Source organism: Allobosea sp. P1_A7, from assembly GCF_056406775.1.
Genome location: NZ_JBFTZN010000112.1, coordinates 1 through 16,925, shown reverse-complemented (window position 1 = coordinate 16,925; position 16,925 = coordinate 1). Strand labels below are relative to the sequence as shown.

The 16,925-nt window shown below is 64.9% G+C and carries 15 protein-coding genes; 4 read left to right on the top strand and 11 right to left on the bottom strand.

Annotation, left to right across the window (positions count from 1 at the left end; all coding sequences use genetic code 11):
- Nucleotides 1–193: 193 nt before the first annotated feature.
- From AC1D34_RS19765 to AC1D34_RS19735, 7 genes are all read right to left on the bottom strand, one after another.
- On the bottom strand, nt 194–1,597 hold the full coding sequence (locus AC1D34_RS19765) for an NAD(P)(+) transhydrogenase (Re/Si-specific) subunit beta (RefSeq protein ID WP_476825097.1): 1,404 nt from the start codon (nt 1,595–1,597) through the stop codon (nt 194–196).
- Nucleotides 1,598–1,603: 6 nt separating this feature from the next.
- Entirely contained in the window at nt 1,604–2,035 is a 432-nt protein-coding gene (locus AC1D34_RS19760; protein WP_069879377.1) for an NAD(P) transhydrogenase subunit alpha part 2, read from the bottom strand.
- Between the two features lie 26 nt (nt 2,036–2,061).
- A complete protein-coding gene (locus AC1D34_RS19755) occupies nt 2,062–3,201 on the bottom strand; it encodes a Re/Si-specific NAD(P)(+) transhydrogenase subunit alpha (RefSeq protein WP_441506981.1) in 1,140 nt (379 codons plus the stop codon).
- A 22-nt stretch (nt 3,202–3,223) separates the two neighbouring features.
- On the bottom strand, nt 3,224–3,511 hold the full coding sequence (locus AC1D34_RS19750; protein ID WP_069879375.1) for an aa3-type cytochrome c oxidase subunit IV: 288 nt from the start codon (nt 3,509–3,511) through the stop codon (nt 3,224–3,226).
- Between the two features lie 169 nt (nt 3,512–3,680).
- Entirely contained in the window at nt 3,681–5,048 is a 1,368-nt protein-coding gene (locus AC1D34_RS19745) for an ABC1 kinase family protein (RefSeq protein WP_476825096.1), read from the bottom strand.
- 117 nt (nt 5,049–5,165) lie between these two features.
- Nucleotides 5,166–5,645, bottom strand: a complete 480-nt coding sequence (locus AC1D34_RS19740; protein ID WP_441506979.1) for an SRPBCC family protein — start codon at nt 5,643–5,645, stop codon at nt 5,166–5,168.
- Nucleotides 5,646–5,817: 172 nt separating this feature from the next.
- The gene (locus AC1D34_RS19735; protein ID WP_476825095.1) at nt 5,818–6,702 is read right to left on the bottom strand and encodes a beta-keto acid cleavage family enzyme; all 885 of its coding nucleotides are present in this window, start codon (nt 6,700–6,702) and stop codon (nt 5,818–5,820) included.
- A 178-nt stretch (nt 6,703–6,880) separates the two neighbouring features.
- Here AC1D34_RS19735 and AC1D34_RS19730 point away from each other — a divergent pair, with 178 nt between their 5' ends.
- On the top strand, nt 6,881–7,333 hold the full coding sequence (locus AC1D34_RS19730; protein ID WP_476825094.1) for a MaoC/PaaZ C-terminal domain-containing protein: 453 nt from the start codon (nt 6,881–6,883) through the stop codon (nt 7,331–7,333).
- A complete protein-coding gene (locus tag AC1D34_RS19725) occupies nt 7,333–8,964 on the top strand; it encodes an acyl-CoA synthetase (protein WP_476825093.1) in 1,632 nt (543 codons plus the stop codon). The genes AC1D34_RS19730 and AC1D34_RS19725 overlap by 1 nt, the downstream gene beginning before the upstream one ends.
- Nucleotides 8,965–8,993: 29 nt before the next feature.
- Here the strand turns inward: AC1D34_RS19725 and AC1D34_RS19720 are convergent, their stop codons facing one another.
- The 4 genes from AC1D34_RS19720 to AC1D34_RS19705 all read right to left on the bottom strand — a co-directional run bounded on the left by AC1D34_RS19720 (nt 8,994) and on the right by AC1D34_RS19705 (nt 13,431).
- Nucleotides 8,994–9,956 (bottom strand): alpha/beta fold hydrolase, encoded by a 963-nt coding sequence (locus tag AC1D34_RS19720; protein WP_441506976.1) that lies wholly within the window; start codon nt 9,954–9,956, stop codon nt 8,994–8,996.
- Between the two features lie 115 nt (nt 9,957–10,071).
- Nucleotides 10,072–10,926: a PCC domain-containing protein gene (locus tag AC1D34_RS19715; protein WP_476825092.1), complete on the bottom strand. Its 855-nt coding sequence runs from the start codon at nt 10,924–10,926 to the stop codon at nt 10,072–10,074.
- On the bottom strand, nt 10,926–12,566 hold the full coding sequence (locus AC1D34_RS19710; protein ID WP_441506975.1) for an acyl-CoA synthetase: 1,641 nt from the start codon (nt 12,564–12,566) through the stop codon (nt 10,926–10,928). The genes AC1D34_RS19715 and AC1D34_RS19710 overlap by 1 nt, the downstream gene beginning before the upstream one ends.
- A 1-nt stretch (nt 12,567) precedes the next feature.
- Nucleotides 12,568–13,431, bottom strand: coding sequence for an IclR family transcriptional regulator (locus AC1D34_RS19705; protein WP_441506974.1), 864 nt, complete (start codon nt 13,429–13,431; stop codon nt 12,568–12,570).
- 317 nt (nt 13,432–13,748) lie between these two features.
- Between AC1D34_RS19705 and AC1D34_RS19700 the strand changes: the two genes are divergently transcribed.
- Entirely contained in the window at nt 13,749–15,617 is a 1,869-nt protein-coding gene (locus tag AC1D34_RS19700) for a TRAP transporter large permease (RefSeq protein ID WP_441488172.1), read from the top strand.
- A gap of 143 nt (nt 15,618–15,760) precedes the next feature.
- A complete protein-coding gene (locus AC1D34_RS19695; protein WP_441488171.1) occupies nt 15,761–16,780 on the top strand; it encodes a TRAP transporter substrate-binding protein in 1,020 nt (339 codons plus the stop codon).
- The last annotated feature ends 145 nt before the right edge of the window (nt 16,781–16,925 follow it).

Below are 16,925 nucleotides of genomic sequence, written 5' to 3'. Positions count from 1 at the left end.
GGCCACCTCCGGCCCGGTCCCGCGCGCCGGACTCAGGCCCGCCTCATGGGCGGTCAGCTCCAGCAGCAGCGCCAGCACGGCGGGACGGTCCGCCTCCGCCATCGGTCTGATCGTGATGCCCACCGTTTGAAACTCCAAAAGAAAAGGGCCAGCGAGACGCCGGCCCCTCGCAACTTGCCGTGGGTCCGGCGGCTCAGTGCGCCATTGCCTTGACGATCTCGTCGGTGACCTTCTTGGCGTCCCCGAACAGCATCATCGTGTTGGGCATGAAGAACAACTCGTTCTCGACGCCGGCATATCCCGAGCCCATGCCGCGCTTGATGAAGAGCACGGTCTTGGCCTTTTCGACATCAAGGATCGGCATGCCGTAGATCGGCGACTGCGGATCGGTCTTGGCCGAAGGGTTGGTGACGTCATTGGCTCCGATGACGAAGGCCACATCCGCCTGGCCKAACTCGGAGTTGATATCCTCGAGTTCGAAAACCTCGTCATAGGGCACGTTCGCTTCGGCGAGCAGCACGTTCATGTGGCCGGGCATACGGCCAGCGACCGGGTGGATGGCGTACTTGACCTCGACGCCTTCCTTCTTCAGCGCGTCGGCCATCTCGCGCAGCGCATGCTGGGCTTGCGCCACCGCCATGCCGTAGCCCGGCACGATGATGACCTTGCCGGCATTCTTCATGATGAAGGCCGCATCGTCGGCCGAGCCCTGCTTCACCGGGCGAGCCTCTGTGGCGCCACCGGCAGGGCCAGCGGTCTCGCCGCCGAAGCCACCGAGGATGACCGAGATGAAGCTCCGGTTCATGCCCTTGCACATGATGTAGGACAGGATCGCACCGGAAGAGCCGACCAGCGCACCGGTGATGATCAGCGCCATGTTGCCGAGCGTGAAACCGATGCCCGCAGCCGCCCAGCCCGAATAGGAGTTGAGCATGGAGACCACGACCGGCATGTCCGCGCCACCGATCGGTACGATCAGCAGCACGCCGAGCGCGAAGGCGAGGAGCACGATCAGCCAGAAGGCGACGTGGCTCTCGGTCTTCAGGAAGAACAGCAGCAGCACGATGACCGCGATGCCAAGGCCGATATTGATGCCATGGCGCTGCGGCAGCATGATCGGTTTGCCGCTCATCCGCCCGTCGAGTTTCAGGAAGGCGATGATCGAGCCCGTGAAGGTGATCGCGCCGATGGCGCAGCCCAGCGCCATCTCGAACAGGCTTGCGCCCTTGATCTTGCCGACCTGACCGATGCCGAAGGCCTCCGGCGCGTAGAGCGCCGCTGCCGCGACCAGCACTGCCGCCAGACCAACCAGCGAGTGGAAGAAGGCGACGAGCTGCGGCATCTGGGTCATCTGCACGCGCCGGGCCATGTAGGCGCCGATGCCGCCGCCGATAGCGATGCCGAGAACGACCAGGAACCAGCCGGAGAAGCCGGAAGGCGGATAGAAGATCACGGTGGTGGCAATGGCGATGCCCATGCCCACCATGCCGTAGAGATTGCCCTGACGCGAGGTTGTCGGATGCGACAGGCCTCGCAGGGCCATGATGAACAGGACGCCGGAGACGACGTAGAGAAGGGCGGAGAGATTAGCGGCCATGTGCGCTCAGCCCTTCTTCTTGTACATCGAGAGCATGCGCTCGGTGACGAGGAAGCCGCCAAAGATGTTCACGGACGCCAGGACCAGCGCGACGAAGCCAAAAATCTTGGCCCAGATCGGACCATCGCCCAGAGCAGGCGCCGCATTCACGCCAACGGCGAGCAGCGCGCCGACGACGATGACGGAGGAGATCGCGTTGGTCACCGACATCAGCGGCGTGTGCAGTGCCGGCGTCACCGACCAGACGACATAGTAGCCGACGAAGACCGCGAGCACGAAGATCGCAAGCCGATAGACCGTCGGGTCCACGCCGGTAGCGGCACCGGCGGCGGCCGCAGCCTGCTCGGCATAGCGCTCCGCCAGTTCTGCAGCCTGTTTCGCGAGGGCAGCAGCCGAGCGGGCCTGCTCGAGCGCTTGTTCAGGTGTCGGATTAGCCATGGTCGGACACTCCCCCTAGCGATGCTTCAGGCCTTCGGCGCGAAATTCGGATGAACCACCGCGCCGTCCCGGGTCAGCGCAGTCGCCTTCACCAGCTCGTCGTCCCAGTTCACCGCGAGCTTCTTCTCGCCCTTGTCGATCAGCGTTTCGACGAAGGCGAAGAGATTCTTGGCGTAGAGGCTGGAGGATGTCGCAGGCAGACGCCCGGGCACATTCAGATGGCCCACGATCTTGACGCCATTCGGCGTGGTCACGATCTCGCCCGGCTTGGCGAGCTCGCAATTGCCGCCGCGCTCGACGGCGAGATCGATGATCACCGAACCCGCCTTCATGCTTTCGACCATCGCGGCGGTGATCAGCTTCGGCGCCGGGCGGCCCGGGATCAGCGCGGTCGTGATGACGATGTCCTGCTTGGCGATGTGGCCGGCGGTGAGCTCGGCCTGCTTTGCCTGGTATTCCGCGGACATTTCCTTGGCGTAGCCGCCGGCGGTCTGCGCCTGCTTGAACTCCTCGTCCTCGACGGCGAGGAATTTCGCACCGAGCGACTCGACCTGTTCCTTCGTGGCGGGGCGCACGTCGGTCGCGGTGACGATGGCGCCCAGACGCCGCGCAGTCGCGATTGCCTGCAGGCCGGCGACGCCGACGCCCATGATGAAGATCTTCGCCGCGGGAACCGTGCCTGCCGCCGTCATCATCATCGGGAGAGCCCGGCCATACTCGGCGGCGCCGTCGATCACGGCCCGATAGCCGGCGAGATTGGCCTGAGAGGACAGGACGTCCATCACCTGCGCACGGGTGATGCGCGGCATGAATTCCATGGCGAAAGCAGCGACATTGGCCTTCGCAAGGCCTTCGACTGCGGCCTCGTTACCGTAAGGATCCATGATGCCGACGACGAGCGCGCCCGCCGGCAGGCCGGCGAGTTCGCTCTCGGCCGGGCGGCGCACCTTGAGAACGATATCGGCGCCCTTCAGCGCCTCCTTGGCGTTCTTGGCGGTGGTCGCGCCGGCAGCCTGGTAGTCCGCGTCGGTAATACCGGAAGCGAGCCCCGCTCCCTTCTCCACTGCGACATCGGCCCCGAGGCCAATGAACTTGCGGACGGTTTCCGGCGTCACGGCGACGCGGGTTTCCGTCCCTTGCGTTTCGGCTGGGACAGCAATGCGCATGGCAGGCGGGGCCTTTCCGGCGTTACATCAGGAGGAGCGCGAGCAGCATCAGAACCAGCGGAACCGCCGGTGCACGCCAGGACAGCGAGGGAGCGGCAATGCCGACGCCTGTGGCGACGAGGGTCAGGAGCGTTCCGACGACCGCAGTACCCCAGGCATGCTTGGTTCCGCCCACGGCGAGCGCCGCGACGATGGCAAGGCAGGCTGCAGTGGTAACTTCGGCCATGTGGACGAAGCCGCGATAGGTCCGCTCGTGTTCCGGATAATCCATCTGCGGAGCATCGGCTGCGCTGTGTCCGTGGTGGGCCATAAAAACTGTTCCCGCATAAAAAGGTCTCATTGCCGTGTAGCGCACCAGCGAAGGGTCTGGCAACGCGTCAACACGCCATCGCCGCCTGTTTCAGGGGCATTTCAGGCAGTGAAACCRCTTGCTCTGCAAAGCCCTGGTAACAGCGGGGATGCCGGAACGAACATCCCCGTCAATGCGCAGCGGCCAATCCGGCGCGATCGAGTGCCTTCGCCTGAACGTCAGCCACATGCTCGGTCGAGAAATTCTCGATTTCCTGCTCGAACAGGCGATGGAAATTCAGCTCGGCATCGAGATGCAGGAAGACGCCGCCGAGGCCGATCGCGGCGCGGTCCATGAAGACGAATTCACGCGGCACGGTCACCGGCCCGCGCTTCTTCAGCGCCTGATGCACCTGGAAGGCCTGCTTGCGGCCATACTCCGCCGGGCTGACATCTTCGGCGATGCGCCGGGCCCTGTCCTCCAGCAACGGCCCGTAGATGAAACGCGCCCAGATGTTGAGGGTGTCGACCAACTCCTTGGTCAGCCCCTTGAAGCCCCAGGTCTCATAGGCGTGGATCACGCGCGCCTGGTCATTCTCCAGGAGGCCGCGATAGAGATCGACCACCCCGCCGACGAAGGAGGGTGGGAAGATCCGGATGCAGCCATAATCGAGCAGGTTGATGCCTTGTGGCGCACCATCCTCCGAGAACACCGTGTAGTTTCCGAGATGCGGGTCGCCGTGAATGACGCCGTGATGGCTGAAGGGGCGCCACCAGGCACGGAACATCGCGGTCGAGATCCGATCGCGGGACTCCTGCCCGTCCTGCTTATGGTCGAGGATTCGGTCACCCTCGAGCCAGTGCATGGTCAAGAGCCGGCGGGTCGACAGCCCGGCTTCCAGCGTCGGCACGCGCACGTCCGACGTCTCGGCCAGCATCGCGCGGTAAAGCGCGATATGTTTCGCCTCGCGGACGTAGTCGAGTTCCTCTCGCACCCGCGCGCCGATCTCCTTGGCGATCTCTGTGGTGTCGATCACCGGATCCATGCGTCGATGCAGCGCAAACAGGATGTCGAGCTGGGCGATATCGGCCTCGACCGCTGATTCCATATCCGGATATTGCAGTTTGCAGGCGACCRGCACGCCATCATGCGTCGTCGCCCGGTGCACCTGGCCGAGCGACGCTGCCGCCGCAGGCTTCAGGTCGAACTCGGCGAAGCGCATGCGCCATTGCGGCCCGAGCTCCGCCATCATGCGGCGCTTGACGAAGGCCGGCCCCATCGGCGGCGCCTGCGATTGCAGCTTCTGCAGCTCGGCGGCGTATTCCGGCGGCACGACGTCGGGAATGGTGGCGACGAGCTGCGCCACCTTCATGATCGGCCCCTTCAGCCCACCCAGCGCCTTGGCCAGCGCCTCGGCATTGCTGAGATTGCGGCCTTCCAGTCCGAGCAGCCGCGTCCCGGCAATGCGTGCCGCGACCCCACCGACATTCGCCCCGACGCGGGCGTAACGGGCTGCGCGGGCGGAGAAACGATTGGCTTCGCTGTCGCGTTCGGACATGTCGCTCACAGGATTGGCTGCAGGGTCGCGCCCAGGATGTAGGGCACGATCACGGCAGAACCAATGCTACATCATGCCCCGTCGGCGCAGCACGGTACCGTGCGCGCCCGGCGCCCTTCACTCGAGGAAGGCCGCAAGGTTCGCCAGCGTCGACCTCAAACCCACATCGTGGTCCTCCTGCCGGATGCCCGCGGGCACGTTCTCGCAGAGGATGGTGACCTCTGTGCCGCTCCCGACCGGAGCGAGGCTCCATGACATCGTCATCGTACCCGCGAAAGACGGATCCTCCGACACGAACTCAACCGACTGTACGATCCGCTCGTCCGGAATCAGCTCCAGAAAACGACCCTGAACGATGTCGGTGTTCTCCGAGGTCTTGCCGGCCCCTGAATGCTGCGATGCCTCATAGGTCAGGACCATGCGATAGCGTCCGCTGACCCGCGGTTCGAATGCGAGGATCTCGCCCGTCATGCCGCGTGGCGGGAGCCAGGACGCCAACGACTTGGGGTCAACGAAGGCGCGGTAGATGGCTTGTGGAGACGCTTGGACGATCCTCGAAGCGGAGTCCGTTCTCGTCCTGGCGCCAGGATTGGTCATGGCGTCCCTCCTTTCGGGCAATACACGTTGCTCTTCAACTGCGGCATCGATGCGGTCCAGAGGAGCCCAGCTTCCTCAATGCGACGTTTGCAAACTCCGTTCCGTGCAGGTGGCCAGCACCACTTGAACCTGGATTGACCATCAGTCACCTCCCGTCCAGGTTCGCTGGGTTCTATCCAACCCGCGCCGCCAGGTCGGCCCTGACATCCGCCGCACCGACAACCCGTCCACCGGCGGCTTCGACCCGTTTGACAGCTTCCGCGATCAGCGCGGCATTGTTCCGTGTCTCGCCGAAGGGCRCATCTTCCAGTCCGGCACGAACATGCACACCGCGGGCAACCGCGTGCGGGATCAGGTTGCCAAGTTCCACGCCCAGCCCCGCGATCATCACAGGCGCCTGCGGCGCAACCTCGGCAAGCAGCGCAAGATGGGCCTCGAGCGCATAGGACTTCGGCGGGAAGCCCCAGGCAAAGGCGTCCGAGAACATCAGCCGGTAGATCGGCATCGGCATGCCGGGATAGGCCTTGGCCAGCGCAGCTCCCAGGCGTGTGAAGCCTGGCTCGTAAATGGCATAGCTCGGATGGACCTTATGGCGCTGCGCCACCTCCATGCCCTCGCGAATATGCTCGCCGGGGTTCTGGTAGATGAAGCCTGCCTCGCCTTGTGGGATGCCGGCAAAGGTCGTCCAGTTGCAGGACCCGGGATCGAGCACGCCCCACTCGACCAGGCCGCGCTTCGCCAGCTCCTCCAGATGCCAGTAACGGCCGGAACCGACGATATCGCCGGCATAGCCGGAGCCGACGATCGGGATGGTCGGATAGACGATGGCATCGACCTTGGTGCGGATGCCCTCGATCGCCTGCGCATAGAGTTCCCAGTCGTCGCGCTGGCGGCCGGTCACGAGGTCGTAGACATGAAGATGGACAATGGCCGCCCCGGCCTCGACCGCCGCAATGCCGTCGGCAACAATCTCGGGGATGCTGATCGGAATGCCGGGCTGACGCTCCCTGCCCCAGGGGCCGTTGATCGCGGCTTCGATCCAGATCGGTGTGCTCACGGCGTTTCGTCCTCAGGCCAGGTGTCGGGAACCGAGCGAGCGTCCCCCTCGATATCGATGCAAGAGAGAACCGAACGTCGCCATCAGTGCAACACCACGGTGAGCAAATGAGCTCTGCTTCGGCCTTGCCAGCGGCCCGCGCCAGCACGCTAGAATGCGCAAAAGCCGGGAGGAACGGATGGGGCTCCATTTCGAGGACTTTGACCTCGACAGCAGCATCACGACCCGCGGGCGCACCGTCGGCGAGGGTGACATCACGCTGTTCGCCGGCCTTTCCGGCGATTTCAATCCGCTGCATGTCGACAGCGAGTATTGCGCAGGCACGCCCTTCGGCGAGCGCATCGCCCACGGCCCCCTGACGCTCGCCATGGCGATCGGCCTGATGTCGCAGCAGAACCTGATCGATGCCACCACCATGGGCCTGCTCGATCTGCACTGGACATTTACCGGGCCGGTGAAGGTCGGCGACACGGTCCATGCCGTCGTCACAGCCGTCGAAAGGACACCCAGCCGCAAGCCGGACCGCGGCAWCGTCACCCTGCGCCTCGAGGTGCACAACCAGCGCGGCGAGCACATCCAGACCGGCCATCTCAAGCTGCTGATGAAGCGCCGCACTGGGGATCAAGGCTGATGTTGGAACGGCGCCCCAGCTATCGCGAGACCTGTGAGCGGTTCGCCTGGCAGATCCCCGAGCGGTTCAATATCGGCGTCGCAGCCTGCGACCGCCACGCGGACGGCAGTGGCAAGCCGGCGCTGATCTATGAAGACCAGGGGCACGGCGTCGCGACGATGAGTTTCGACGCGCTCAAGCTCGACACGAACCGGCTCGCCAATATGCTGCGTGCCCATGGCGTCAAACCGGGTGAGCGCGTCGGCATCCTGCTGCCGCAACGCCCGGAAACCGCGATGGCCCATCTCGCCATCTACAAGATGGGTGCGATCGCCCTGCCGCTCTTCACCCAGTTCGGACCGGATGCGCTTGAACACCGGCTGCAGCATAGCGGCGCCTGCACGCTGATCACCGATGGCGAGAACATCGTCAAGGTCGAGGCGAGCCGCGGGAGCCTGCCGGAACTCAGGCGGATCTTCCTGATCGACGGCGCAGGCCACCTCGACTTCTGGAGCGAGTTGAACAAGGCGTCCGACAGTTTCACGCCTCTCGACACCACGCCCGACGATCCGGCGCTGATCATCTACACCTCCGGCACCACGGGAAAGCCCAAGGGCGCGCTGCATGCCCACCGTGTGCTGCTCGGCCATCTGCCCGGCGTGCAATTGCCGCAGGAATTCTTCCCGCAGGCCGGCGACCTGTTCTGGACGCCGGCGGACTGGGCCTGGGCCGGCGGATTACTCGATGTTCTGCTGCCGAGCCTCTATTTCGGCGTTCCGGTGCTGGCCTCGCGTGCCCGCAAATTCGATCCCGAGGCAGCCTTCGACCTGATGGCGCGCCACAGCATCCGCAACGCCTTCCTGCCACCGACAGCGCTGAAGCTAATGCGGCAGGTTCACAATCCAAGAGAGCGCTTCGCCTATGCGATGCGCTCGATCGGCACCGGCGGCGAAACACTCGGCGCCGATATGCTAGCCTGGAGCAAGGAAACCTTCGGCTTCGAGGTCAACGAATTCTACGGCCAGACCGAAGCCAATCTGATCGTCTCCAACTGCGCCAGTCTGTTCCCGGTCAAGCCTGGCTCGATGGGGCGCGCCGTTCCCGGCCATCGCGTCGCGGTGATCTCGCCAGAGGGCGCGGTCCTGCCTGCTGGAGAGCAGGGGCTGATTGCGGTCGCGCGACCTGACCCCGTGATGATGCTGGAATACTGGCGCCAACCCGAGGCGACAACGGCGAAGTTCCTCGGCGACTGGCTCGTCACCGGCGATACCGGCGCCTGCGACGAAGACGGCTATTTCTGGTTCCAGGGCCGTGATGACGACATCATTTCCAGCGGCTCCTATCGCATTGGCCCCGGCGATATCGAGGATTGCATCATCCGCCACCCCGCCGTGCTGATGGTTGCCGTGGTCGGCAGTCCGGACCCGCTGCGGACGGAGGTGGTCAAGGCTTTTGTCCTGCCGAAACCGGAGATCACCGCCTCGGCGGCGCTCGCCGCCGAGATCCAGGACTTCGTCAAATCGCGCCTCGCCGCCTACCAGTATCCGCGCGAGATCGAGTTCGTGACGGAATTGCCGATGACCCCGACCGGCAAGATCAGGCGCAAGGATCTGCGGGACCAGGAGATCGCAAGGAAGTGGGGCGGCGAATAACCAGGCGGAGGCGGTTCAAAGCCAAATCTTCATGAGCCTCTCTTCATGAGGAAGGCCCCTGTCGCCTCGAAGAGCCCGGAGCGCGCATGTTCGAGATGCATCAGATGCGTGCCCTCGGGAATGACGACATCTCGGGTTTCACTCGTGCCAAGCCGCCCGCGCAGCCATTGCGCATCGCTGTCCCTGCACAGGCTGTCCCAGGCGCCGCGCACGATCAGGGTCGGCGCCGTGATGTGAGACGGGTCGTAGCCGAGCCGCCCCGACCAGGCCGAGGCGATATCGGCGCGAGGCCCGGAGGGAATCTTGACCGCCGGTTCAGGCCTTCTGCTTGCGGCTTGCGCATCGCTGGCGAGATAGGCTGGACCCCAGTCTGCGAGCGTGGGTTCGATCAGGACCGGGGAGTGGCCATGCGGGACGTCCTCGACGAAGCGCGCGAGCTGGTCGGCAACCGAGACGAGACGCCACGCCCCGATGCTCTCCGGCGCAAGGAAGCCTGGGGTCTTGCGTTGCGCGATAGGCCCGAACAGGACCAGTCGCTCGACACGCTCCGGATGCAGCGAGGCAAGGAGCCCGGCGACGATGCTGCCCCAGGAATGCGCGATGAGCGACACTCGGGCCCGTCCGGTTACGTCCAGCACGTGCTCGATCACCCGCGCCAGCTGTTTTGCGGCCTCTGGCGCGCGCCCGGATGGCGCATTGTCAGGCGCCTGGGCAAGGAAGCTCGCGGGCCTGTCCGAGCCGCCATAGCCCGCGAGATCAAAGCTCCAGACATCGAAACCGCGCTCCTGCAGGTCGTCCATCCAGGAACGCCCGTCGAAGCGGTATGCAACAGAAAGGGCCGACGGAAAGGTCGCGCCATGAACGTAGACGACGCTCGGCCCGGCCCCAGCCGCACGCCGGACCAGCAAGCCGGGCGTCTCGGCCGTTTCCGTCAACCGCATGACCTCGCCCGCGGCGACGGCGCGCGCTGTGTTGATCGAAGCTATGTTCATGGCTGGCTCCCGCCCTTGCTGGGTGGGCGGGAGACTGCGCCTTCGAATACGCGCTGACACCTGGAAACACTTCGGTGCCGACCGAAGGCTTCGGTGGGACTGCCTCTCTGGGCGCCTACAAGGCCTCGAGTACCAGCTCGAAGGTCATCAACACCGGATTGTCGCCGCGTCTCAGACGGCCCTGCGCCATCGCACCGGTGAAATCGACCAGCGCCACATCGATCTCTGCGGCAAGTCGCCCCTGCGCGGGTTCGATGACCCCGGCCTGAATCGCGACTTCGGTCGCGAAATTCTCGACGATCCGGCCATCCTCGAAATGCGCGCCGATGGTGCTGCCGACGCCGCCATGGATGACGGCACGCCGGATGCCGCGTTCGGCACAGAACTCTTCCAGCGCCGTGGTGAAATCGACATTCGGGCCCACACGCAGGGCGAAATAACGCCCTTCGCGCGAAGCGCCGGAGAATGGCACTGCGACCGGGCCGAACAGCTTGAAATTCGTCTCCGGATCGGGCGCGGCGGCAAAACCGGCGCCATCGAGGCCCAGCGCCGGTACGGTGACCGTTTCCGCGAGCACGGTGTCGTCCGGCAGGATATGACCGCCGCTGACCTTGCCGTCCGCTTCCGTCCAGAGCGCGTGGCAGTGGAAGAAGGGCGCTCCATCACGCATACCGAAGGTCATCGCCCCCGTCTCGACGCGCGTCACGCCGGCAGGCCGAAACGTGTCGCTATAGAAGGCGGCATGCTCCGGTGTCTTCGACAGCGCCRGCATCACATAGGCGAAGGGTCCTAGGACGAGCCCATCGACCGTGACCACGCCACTGGTGAAGCCCATTGCCGCAAAGCCGCGGCGCACCGCTTCCAGAAGCGGAAGCCCGGCCGCGAGAGACATCCTGAAGCGTCGGCCATGCGCTTCGATCCATTGAATGCGCTCAGGCGCAGCGGGACCGGGCTGGATGATCTGCCGCATCACCTTTCGCCCCGCATCCGGGCGAGTTCGCCGCGCGCTTCAAGCTCGTCCTTGACCAGCCGCTTCGGCACCTTGCCGTAACCCGACTTCGGCAGCGCCTCCCAGAACAGGAAGCGCTTCGGCATCTTGTAGCGGGCGATCTTGGTTGAGAGGAACTCGGCGAGTTCGGCCTCGCTGGCCTGCGCCCCCGAACATGCGACGCAGACGGCGATACCGATCTCGCCCCAGACCGGATCGGGCACGCCGACCACGGCCACCTCCGCGATTGCCGGATGGGTCAGGATCTTCTCCTCGATCTCGCGCGGGTAGATGTTCGAGCCGCCGGAAATGTACATATCGGACGCGCGCCCGGTAATGTAGATAAAGCCCTGTTCGTCCATGTGACCGAGGTCACCCGTACGGAACCAGCCGTCACGGAACGATTTCGCATTGGCCTCGGGGTTGTCGTAGTAGCCCGCGAACACGGCCGGGCCGACGACGCAGATTTCGCCCTGCTCCCCTGCCGCGACCTCACGCCCCTCATCATCCTGGATCTGGACCTGCATTCCCGTGCGCTCGAAGCCGCAGGTCCCGATACGCGCATTCGGGCCATCCTCGGGATCATGCAGGGCTGGCGGCAGCACCGTGATATTGCCGGTGACCTCACCGAGCCCGAAATACTGCACGATYACCTTGCCCAGCTTGGCAAGCGCCGCCTTCTGATCCTCGCGATACATAGGCGCGCCGGCATAGATGACATAGCGCAGCGAGGAGTGGTCATGCGTGTCGACGGCCGGATGCTCGACCAGCATCTTCAGGATCGTCGGCACGGTGAAGATATTGGTGATGCGGTGGCGCGCGATCAGGCGATAGGCCTCGTCGACGTCGAAACGCTCCGACGGCAGCAGGATCGTCGGCGCGCCGCGCGCCGAGATGACGAGCTGGTGCACGCCCGCGCCATGCGAGAGAGGCGCGACCACGAGCGATGCATCCGCCTCCGTCGTTCCCGGCAGCAGGTCGCAGAGATGGTTGGTGACGACGAAACCCATCTGGCCATGGGTGAGCACCGCGGCCTTCGAGCGCCCCGTGGTACCCGAGGTAAAGAAGAACCAGCAGGGATCGTCACGCTCGACCGCGGCATTCGCAACGCTTGCACCAGCATGGCGCGCGATCATCTCGCCGACCTCGGCCTCGCCAAAAGCTCCTGCCCCGATACGCCAGGTAAAGCCGAGCGCGGGTTCAGCAGTGGCGACCGCCGCAGCATGCTCCGGAAAATCGCCATGGCACAGGAAGGCCTTCGCACCGGACGCCGTCGCGAGATAGGCGACCTCGTCCGGCAGCAGCCTGAAATTGGTCGGCACCCAGACGGCACCAAGCCGAAAGGCCGCGAACATCGAGAAGAACATCGCCTCGCAGTTCTTCGAATGAACCAGGATGCGGTCCCCCTTGCCGATGCCTCGCGTCGCCAGCGCCGCGGCCAGCGCCGAAACCTGCGCATCGATCTCGGCCCATTTCCACTGCCTGTCCCCCCAGATGAAGCCAGGGCGCTGGCCGAAGCGGCGCGCATTCTGGGTGACGATATGGGCAAGGTTCATCACGCGGCGCGTCACGGGTGCGACGCCGCCGCGCGGGGCGGCCTGGCTGGCAAGGGCTTCGGTCACGTCAGACGCTCCTCGATTTTGTAATTGGGCGTGCCCCCTGCTGCGGGCTGCCGCCTTGGGATGTCTTTCGGACGAACATCTGCGCGAGCAGGCGCTCCATCCTCTCGGCCTCGGTCGAAAGGTGGCGCGCCAACTCGACCTGGCGCGCGGGAACCATGCGGCTGTCGATCGCCGCCAGGCTGAGTGCGCCGGCGACGCGGCCGTCCGGATAGCGGAAGGCGATGCCGACGCCCCAGGAACTGGCCACCAGCCGGCCGGGATTGAGCGAAAAACCACGCTCGCGGGCCAGCGCCAGATCGGCGCGGATCTCGTCAGGCGGAAAACCGGGATACTGCGTCAGCAGCGCTTTCTCGTTCGCCGCCATGACCCGCTCGACCTCGCCGTCCGGCAGCGCTGCCAACATGGCTAGCGAGCCGGCGCCGACCCCGAGCGGGTGCTGCTGGCCAGTCTGCAGCGCGTGGGTCCGGACCGGATAGGTTCCTTCCTCCCGATGCAGGCAGACCGAGTAATTCTCGCGCCGGATCGAAAGAAAGCTCGTATCCATGGTGATCTCCGACAGGCGCCTCAGGCTCTCCATGGCCAGTTCGAGCAGCCCGTGCCGGCGCGCGGCCAGCACGCCCAGCACGAAAGCCTCCTCGCCGAGGCAGTAATGCCGCGACACAGCCTCCTGCTCGACGAGTCCCGCGCGCATCAGGGCGAGCAGCAGCCGCCGCGCCGTCGGCTTGTTGAGCCCGCTTTCGATGACGATATCGCTCAGCGGCAACCCGCCCGCGGGCTCACGACCGATCAAAGCCAGGAGCCGCAAGGCCCGATCGACACTCTGCGAACCCGAGAGATCACCGGCTGATGCAACGAAATGTTCCATCCTGCGGCCTCAGAGACAGTCCATAATATGGACCCTTTGGTTGTTTTCAGTAGCCTAGTTCGGGCTCAGATAGATTGCAACGCAGGCCTGCTCGTGTATTCTTGGCCAAGTCCGCTGGATCATTCATCCACAGTATGGACCGCGCCGGGCCTCAAGAACGTTCACAAGATCGGCGCGCGGGAGGAAGGGCAGATGTTGTCACGGGATTCCGGCTGGCCGGAGGCCAACGCCATGACTGAAGCGGATATCCGCTGCGGTTCCGTTCCGACATGCGCACGCTCCGGCGTTGCCGTGCGGACGCAGGCTTGAGCCCGGGCATGGCACAGCTCAGCGAGAGCATTGTTCCTTCCGAGAACCCGCTGGATACGGATGCAATCCGCACTGGCTCGGCGATCATGCGGCCGATCGAGATGATCAGCGCCGCACTGCTGCTCCTGATCGTCGGGCTGCTGCTGCTCGGCGTCACCACGCGCTATGTCTTCTCCCTGCCGATTGTCTGGATCGACGAAGCCGCCTCGATCTCTTTCCTCTGGCTCGCCATGCTCGGCTCTGCGATCGCGATCGATCGCAACGAGCATCTCAAGCTGACGCTCTTCATCGGCATGATGCCTGAGCGCATGAGCCAGTTCGTGCAGACGCTGGCCCTGGTCGTGGTTGCCGCCTTCCTCGCGGCCATGATCCACCCGGCGATCGACTACACAATCGAGGAATCCTACGTCACCTCGGCCGCGCTCAACATTCCAAACAGCTGGCGCGTGTCGGCCATCGCATGCGGCATCACCATGATGTTCGTGCTGACGGTTCGCCATGCCATCCGCACCGCGAGGCTGCCGGACCTGATCGTCGCCGTCGCGCTCGTGGCCGGGCTCGCCGCCGCCTGCTGGGGGTTGATGCCGGTCTTCAAGGGTCTCGGCTACACCAACATCCTGATCTTCCTCGTCGTCACGGTGGCACTCTGCCTCGCTGCCGGCGTGCCGATCGCCTTCTGCTTCGGTATGGGTACGCTCGCCTTCCTCGCCTTCAGCACCAATGTCCCGATGATCGTGATGATCGGACGCATGGACGAGGGCATGTCGAGCATCATCCTGCTCTCCGTGCCGATCTTCGTGCTGCTCGGCTGCATTCTCGATGCGACCGGCATGGGCAAGGCGATTGTCGACTTCCTCGCCTCGATGCTCGGCCATGTCCGCGCCGGCATGTCCTATGTGCTGCTCGGCTCGCTCTTCCTGGTCTCGGGCATTTCGGGCTCGAAAGTCTCCGACATGGCAACGGTGGCGCCCGCGCTCTTTCCCGAGATGAAGCGCCGCGGCTACCAGCCCAAGGAGCTCATCGCCCTGCTCTCGACCGGCGCGGCCATGGCCGACACGGTGCCCCCGAGCATCGTCCTGATCGTGCTCGGCTCGGTCGCGGGCGTCTCGATCGCCGGATTGTTCAATGCCGGCTTCGGCATTGCCATGGTGCTCCTCGTCGCACTGGCGCTGCTGGCACGCTGGAAAGCCATCGGCGAAGACATGAAGGGCGTGCGGCGCGCGCCCATGGCCGTGATCGGGCGGACCGCTCTGGTCGCGGGTCCGGCTCTCGTCCTGCCCTTCCTGATCCGCGGCGTGGTCGGCGGCGGCATTGCCACCGCGACCGAGGTCTCGACCATTGCGGTGCTCTACGCCTTCGTCATCGGCATCATCCTCTATGGCGGCATCGGCCTGCGCAAATGCTACGCGATGCTGGTCGAGACGGCGGCGCTCTCGGGCGCGATCCTGATGATCCTCGGCACCGCGCTCGCCATGGCCTGGGCCCTGACCCAGACCGGCTTCGCGCGCGACCTCGCCACTTTCATGGCCGGCCTGCCGGGCGGCTGGCTGACCTTCATGGCAGTGACGATCGTCGTCTTCCTGGTTCTGGGCTGCGTGCTCGAAGGCCTGCCCGCGATCGTGCTGATGGCGCCGCTGATGTTCCCGATAGCCAAGAATCTCGGCATCAACGATGTGCACTATTCGATGGTGGTGGTCACGGCGATGAATATCGGCCTGATGACCCCCCCGATCGGAATCGGCTTCTACATCGCCTGCAAGATCGGCAATGTCTCGCCGGATGAGGCGATGGGCGCGATCTGGCCCTATCTCGTCGCGCTGCTGATCGGCCTTGTCGTCATTGCAGTCGTGCCCGGCCTGTCGACCTGGGTGCTCTGATGCTCCGGCATGGTCGCCACCATCGCAGTGAGGGTTGCAGGGCCGCGGTCCGGAACGCGAGAATTTAGGATAACCGAGATCCCGTCGTCGCGAAGCAAACCAGCGGCGGCGTGAAAGCAACATCGACAGGGAGAGAAACGCTCATGACCATCTCACGCCGCACTCTGCTGCAGGGCACCGCCGCTGCCGCCACCATCGGCTCCTTCCATATCGGCAGGGCCGAGGCACAGACCGCCGAATTCACCTACAAATACGCCAACAACCTGCCCGTCGCGCACCCGATGAATATCCGCGCCAACGAAGCGGCGGAGAAGATCAAGCAGGACACCAAGGGCCGGGTCGTCATCCAGATCTTCCCGAACAATCAGCTCGGTTCCGACACCGACATGCTGAGCCAGGTCCGTTCGGGCGGCGTCGAGTTCTTCACGCTCTCGCCGCTGATCCTCTCGACACTGGTGCCGAACGCCTCGCTCAGCGGCATCGGCTTCGCCTTCCCGAACTACGATGCGGTCTGGAAGGCCCTGGACGGTGAGCTCGGCGCCTATGTCCGCGGCCAGATCGGCAAGGCCAATCTCGTCGTCATGGACAAGATCTGGGACAACGGCTTCCGCCAGATGACGAGCTCGAAGGGCCCGATCAACACACCCGACGATCTCAAGGGCTTCAAGATCCGCGTGCCGGTCAGCCCGCTCTGGACCTCGATGTTCACCGCCTTCCAGTCGGCCCCGGCCAGCATCAACTTCGCCGAGGTCTACACCGCCCTGCAGACCAAGGTGGTCGACGGCCAGGAGAATCCGCTGGCGATCATCGCCACTGCCAAGCTGTTCGAGGTGCAGAAGTACCTCTCCATGACCAACCACATGTGGGACGGCTTCTGGTTCCTGGCGAACCGTCGCGCCTGGGAGAAGCTGCCGGAGGATCTGCGCAAGATCGTCGCCAAGAACCTCGACGACGCCGCGCTGCTCGAGCGCGCCGACGTCGCCAAGCTCAATGCCGGCCTCAAGGACGAACTCGTCTCGAAGGGCATGGTCATCAACGACACCCAGGCAGCTCCCTTCCGTGAGGCGCTTCGCAAGGCCGGCTTCTATGCCGACTGGAAGAAGAAGTATGGCGACGAGGCCTGGGCCATTCTCGAGAAGGCCGTCGGCAGCAGCCTGAGCTGAGCCGGCCCGCTCATCTTTCAAGCCCGGCGGTGCAACAGCGCTGCCGGGCTTTCATTTGAACCACTCGCCACCTGAAGGAAGCACGTCATGGCCGACCGGCTGAAGGGCAAGACCGCGATCGTTTTCGGTGCCGGCTCCTCAGGCC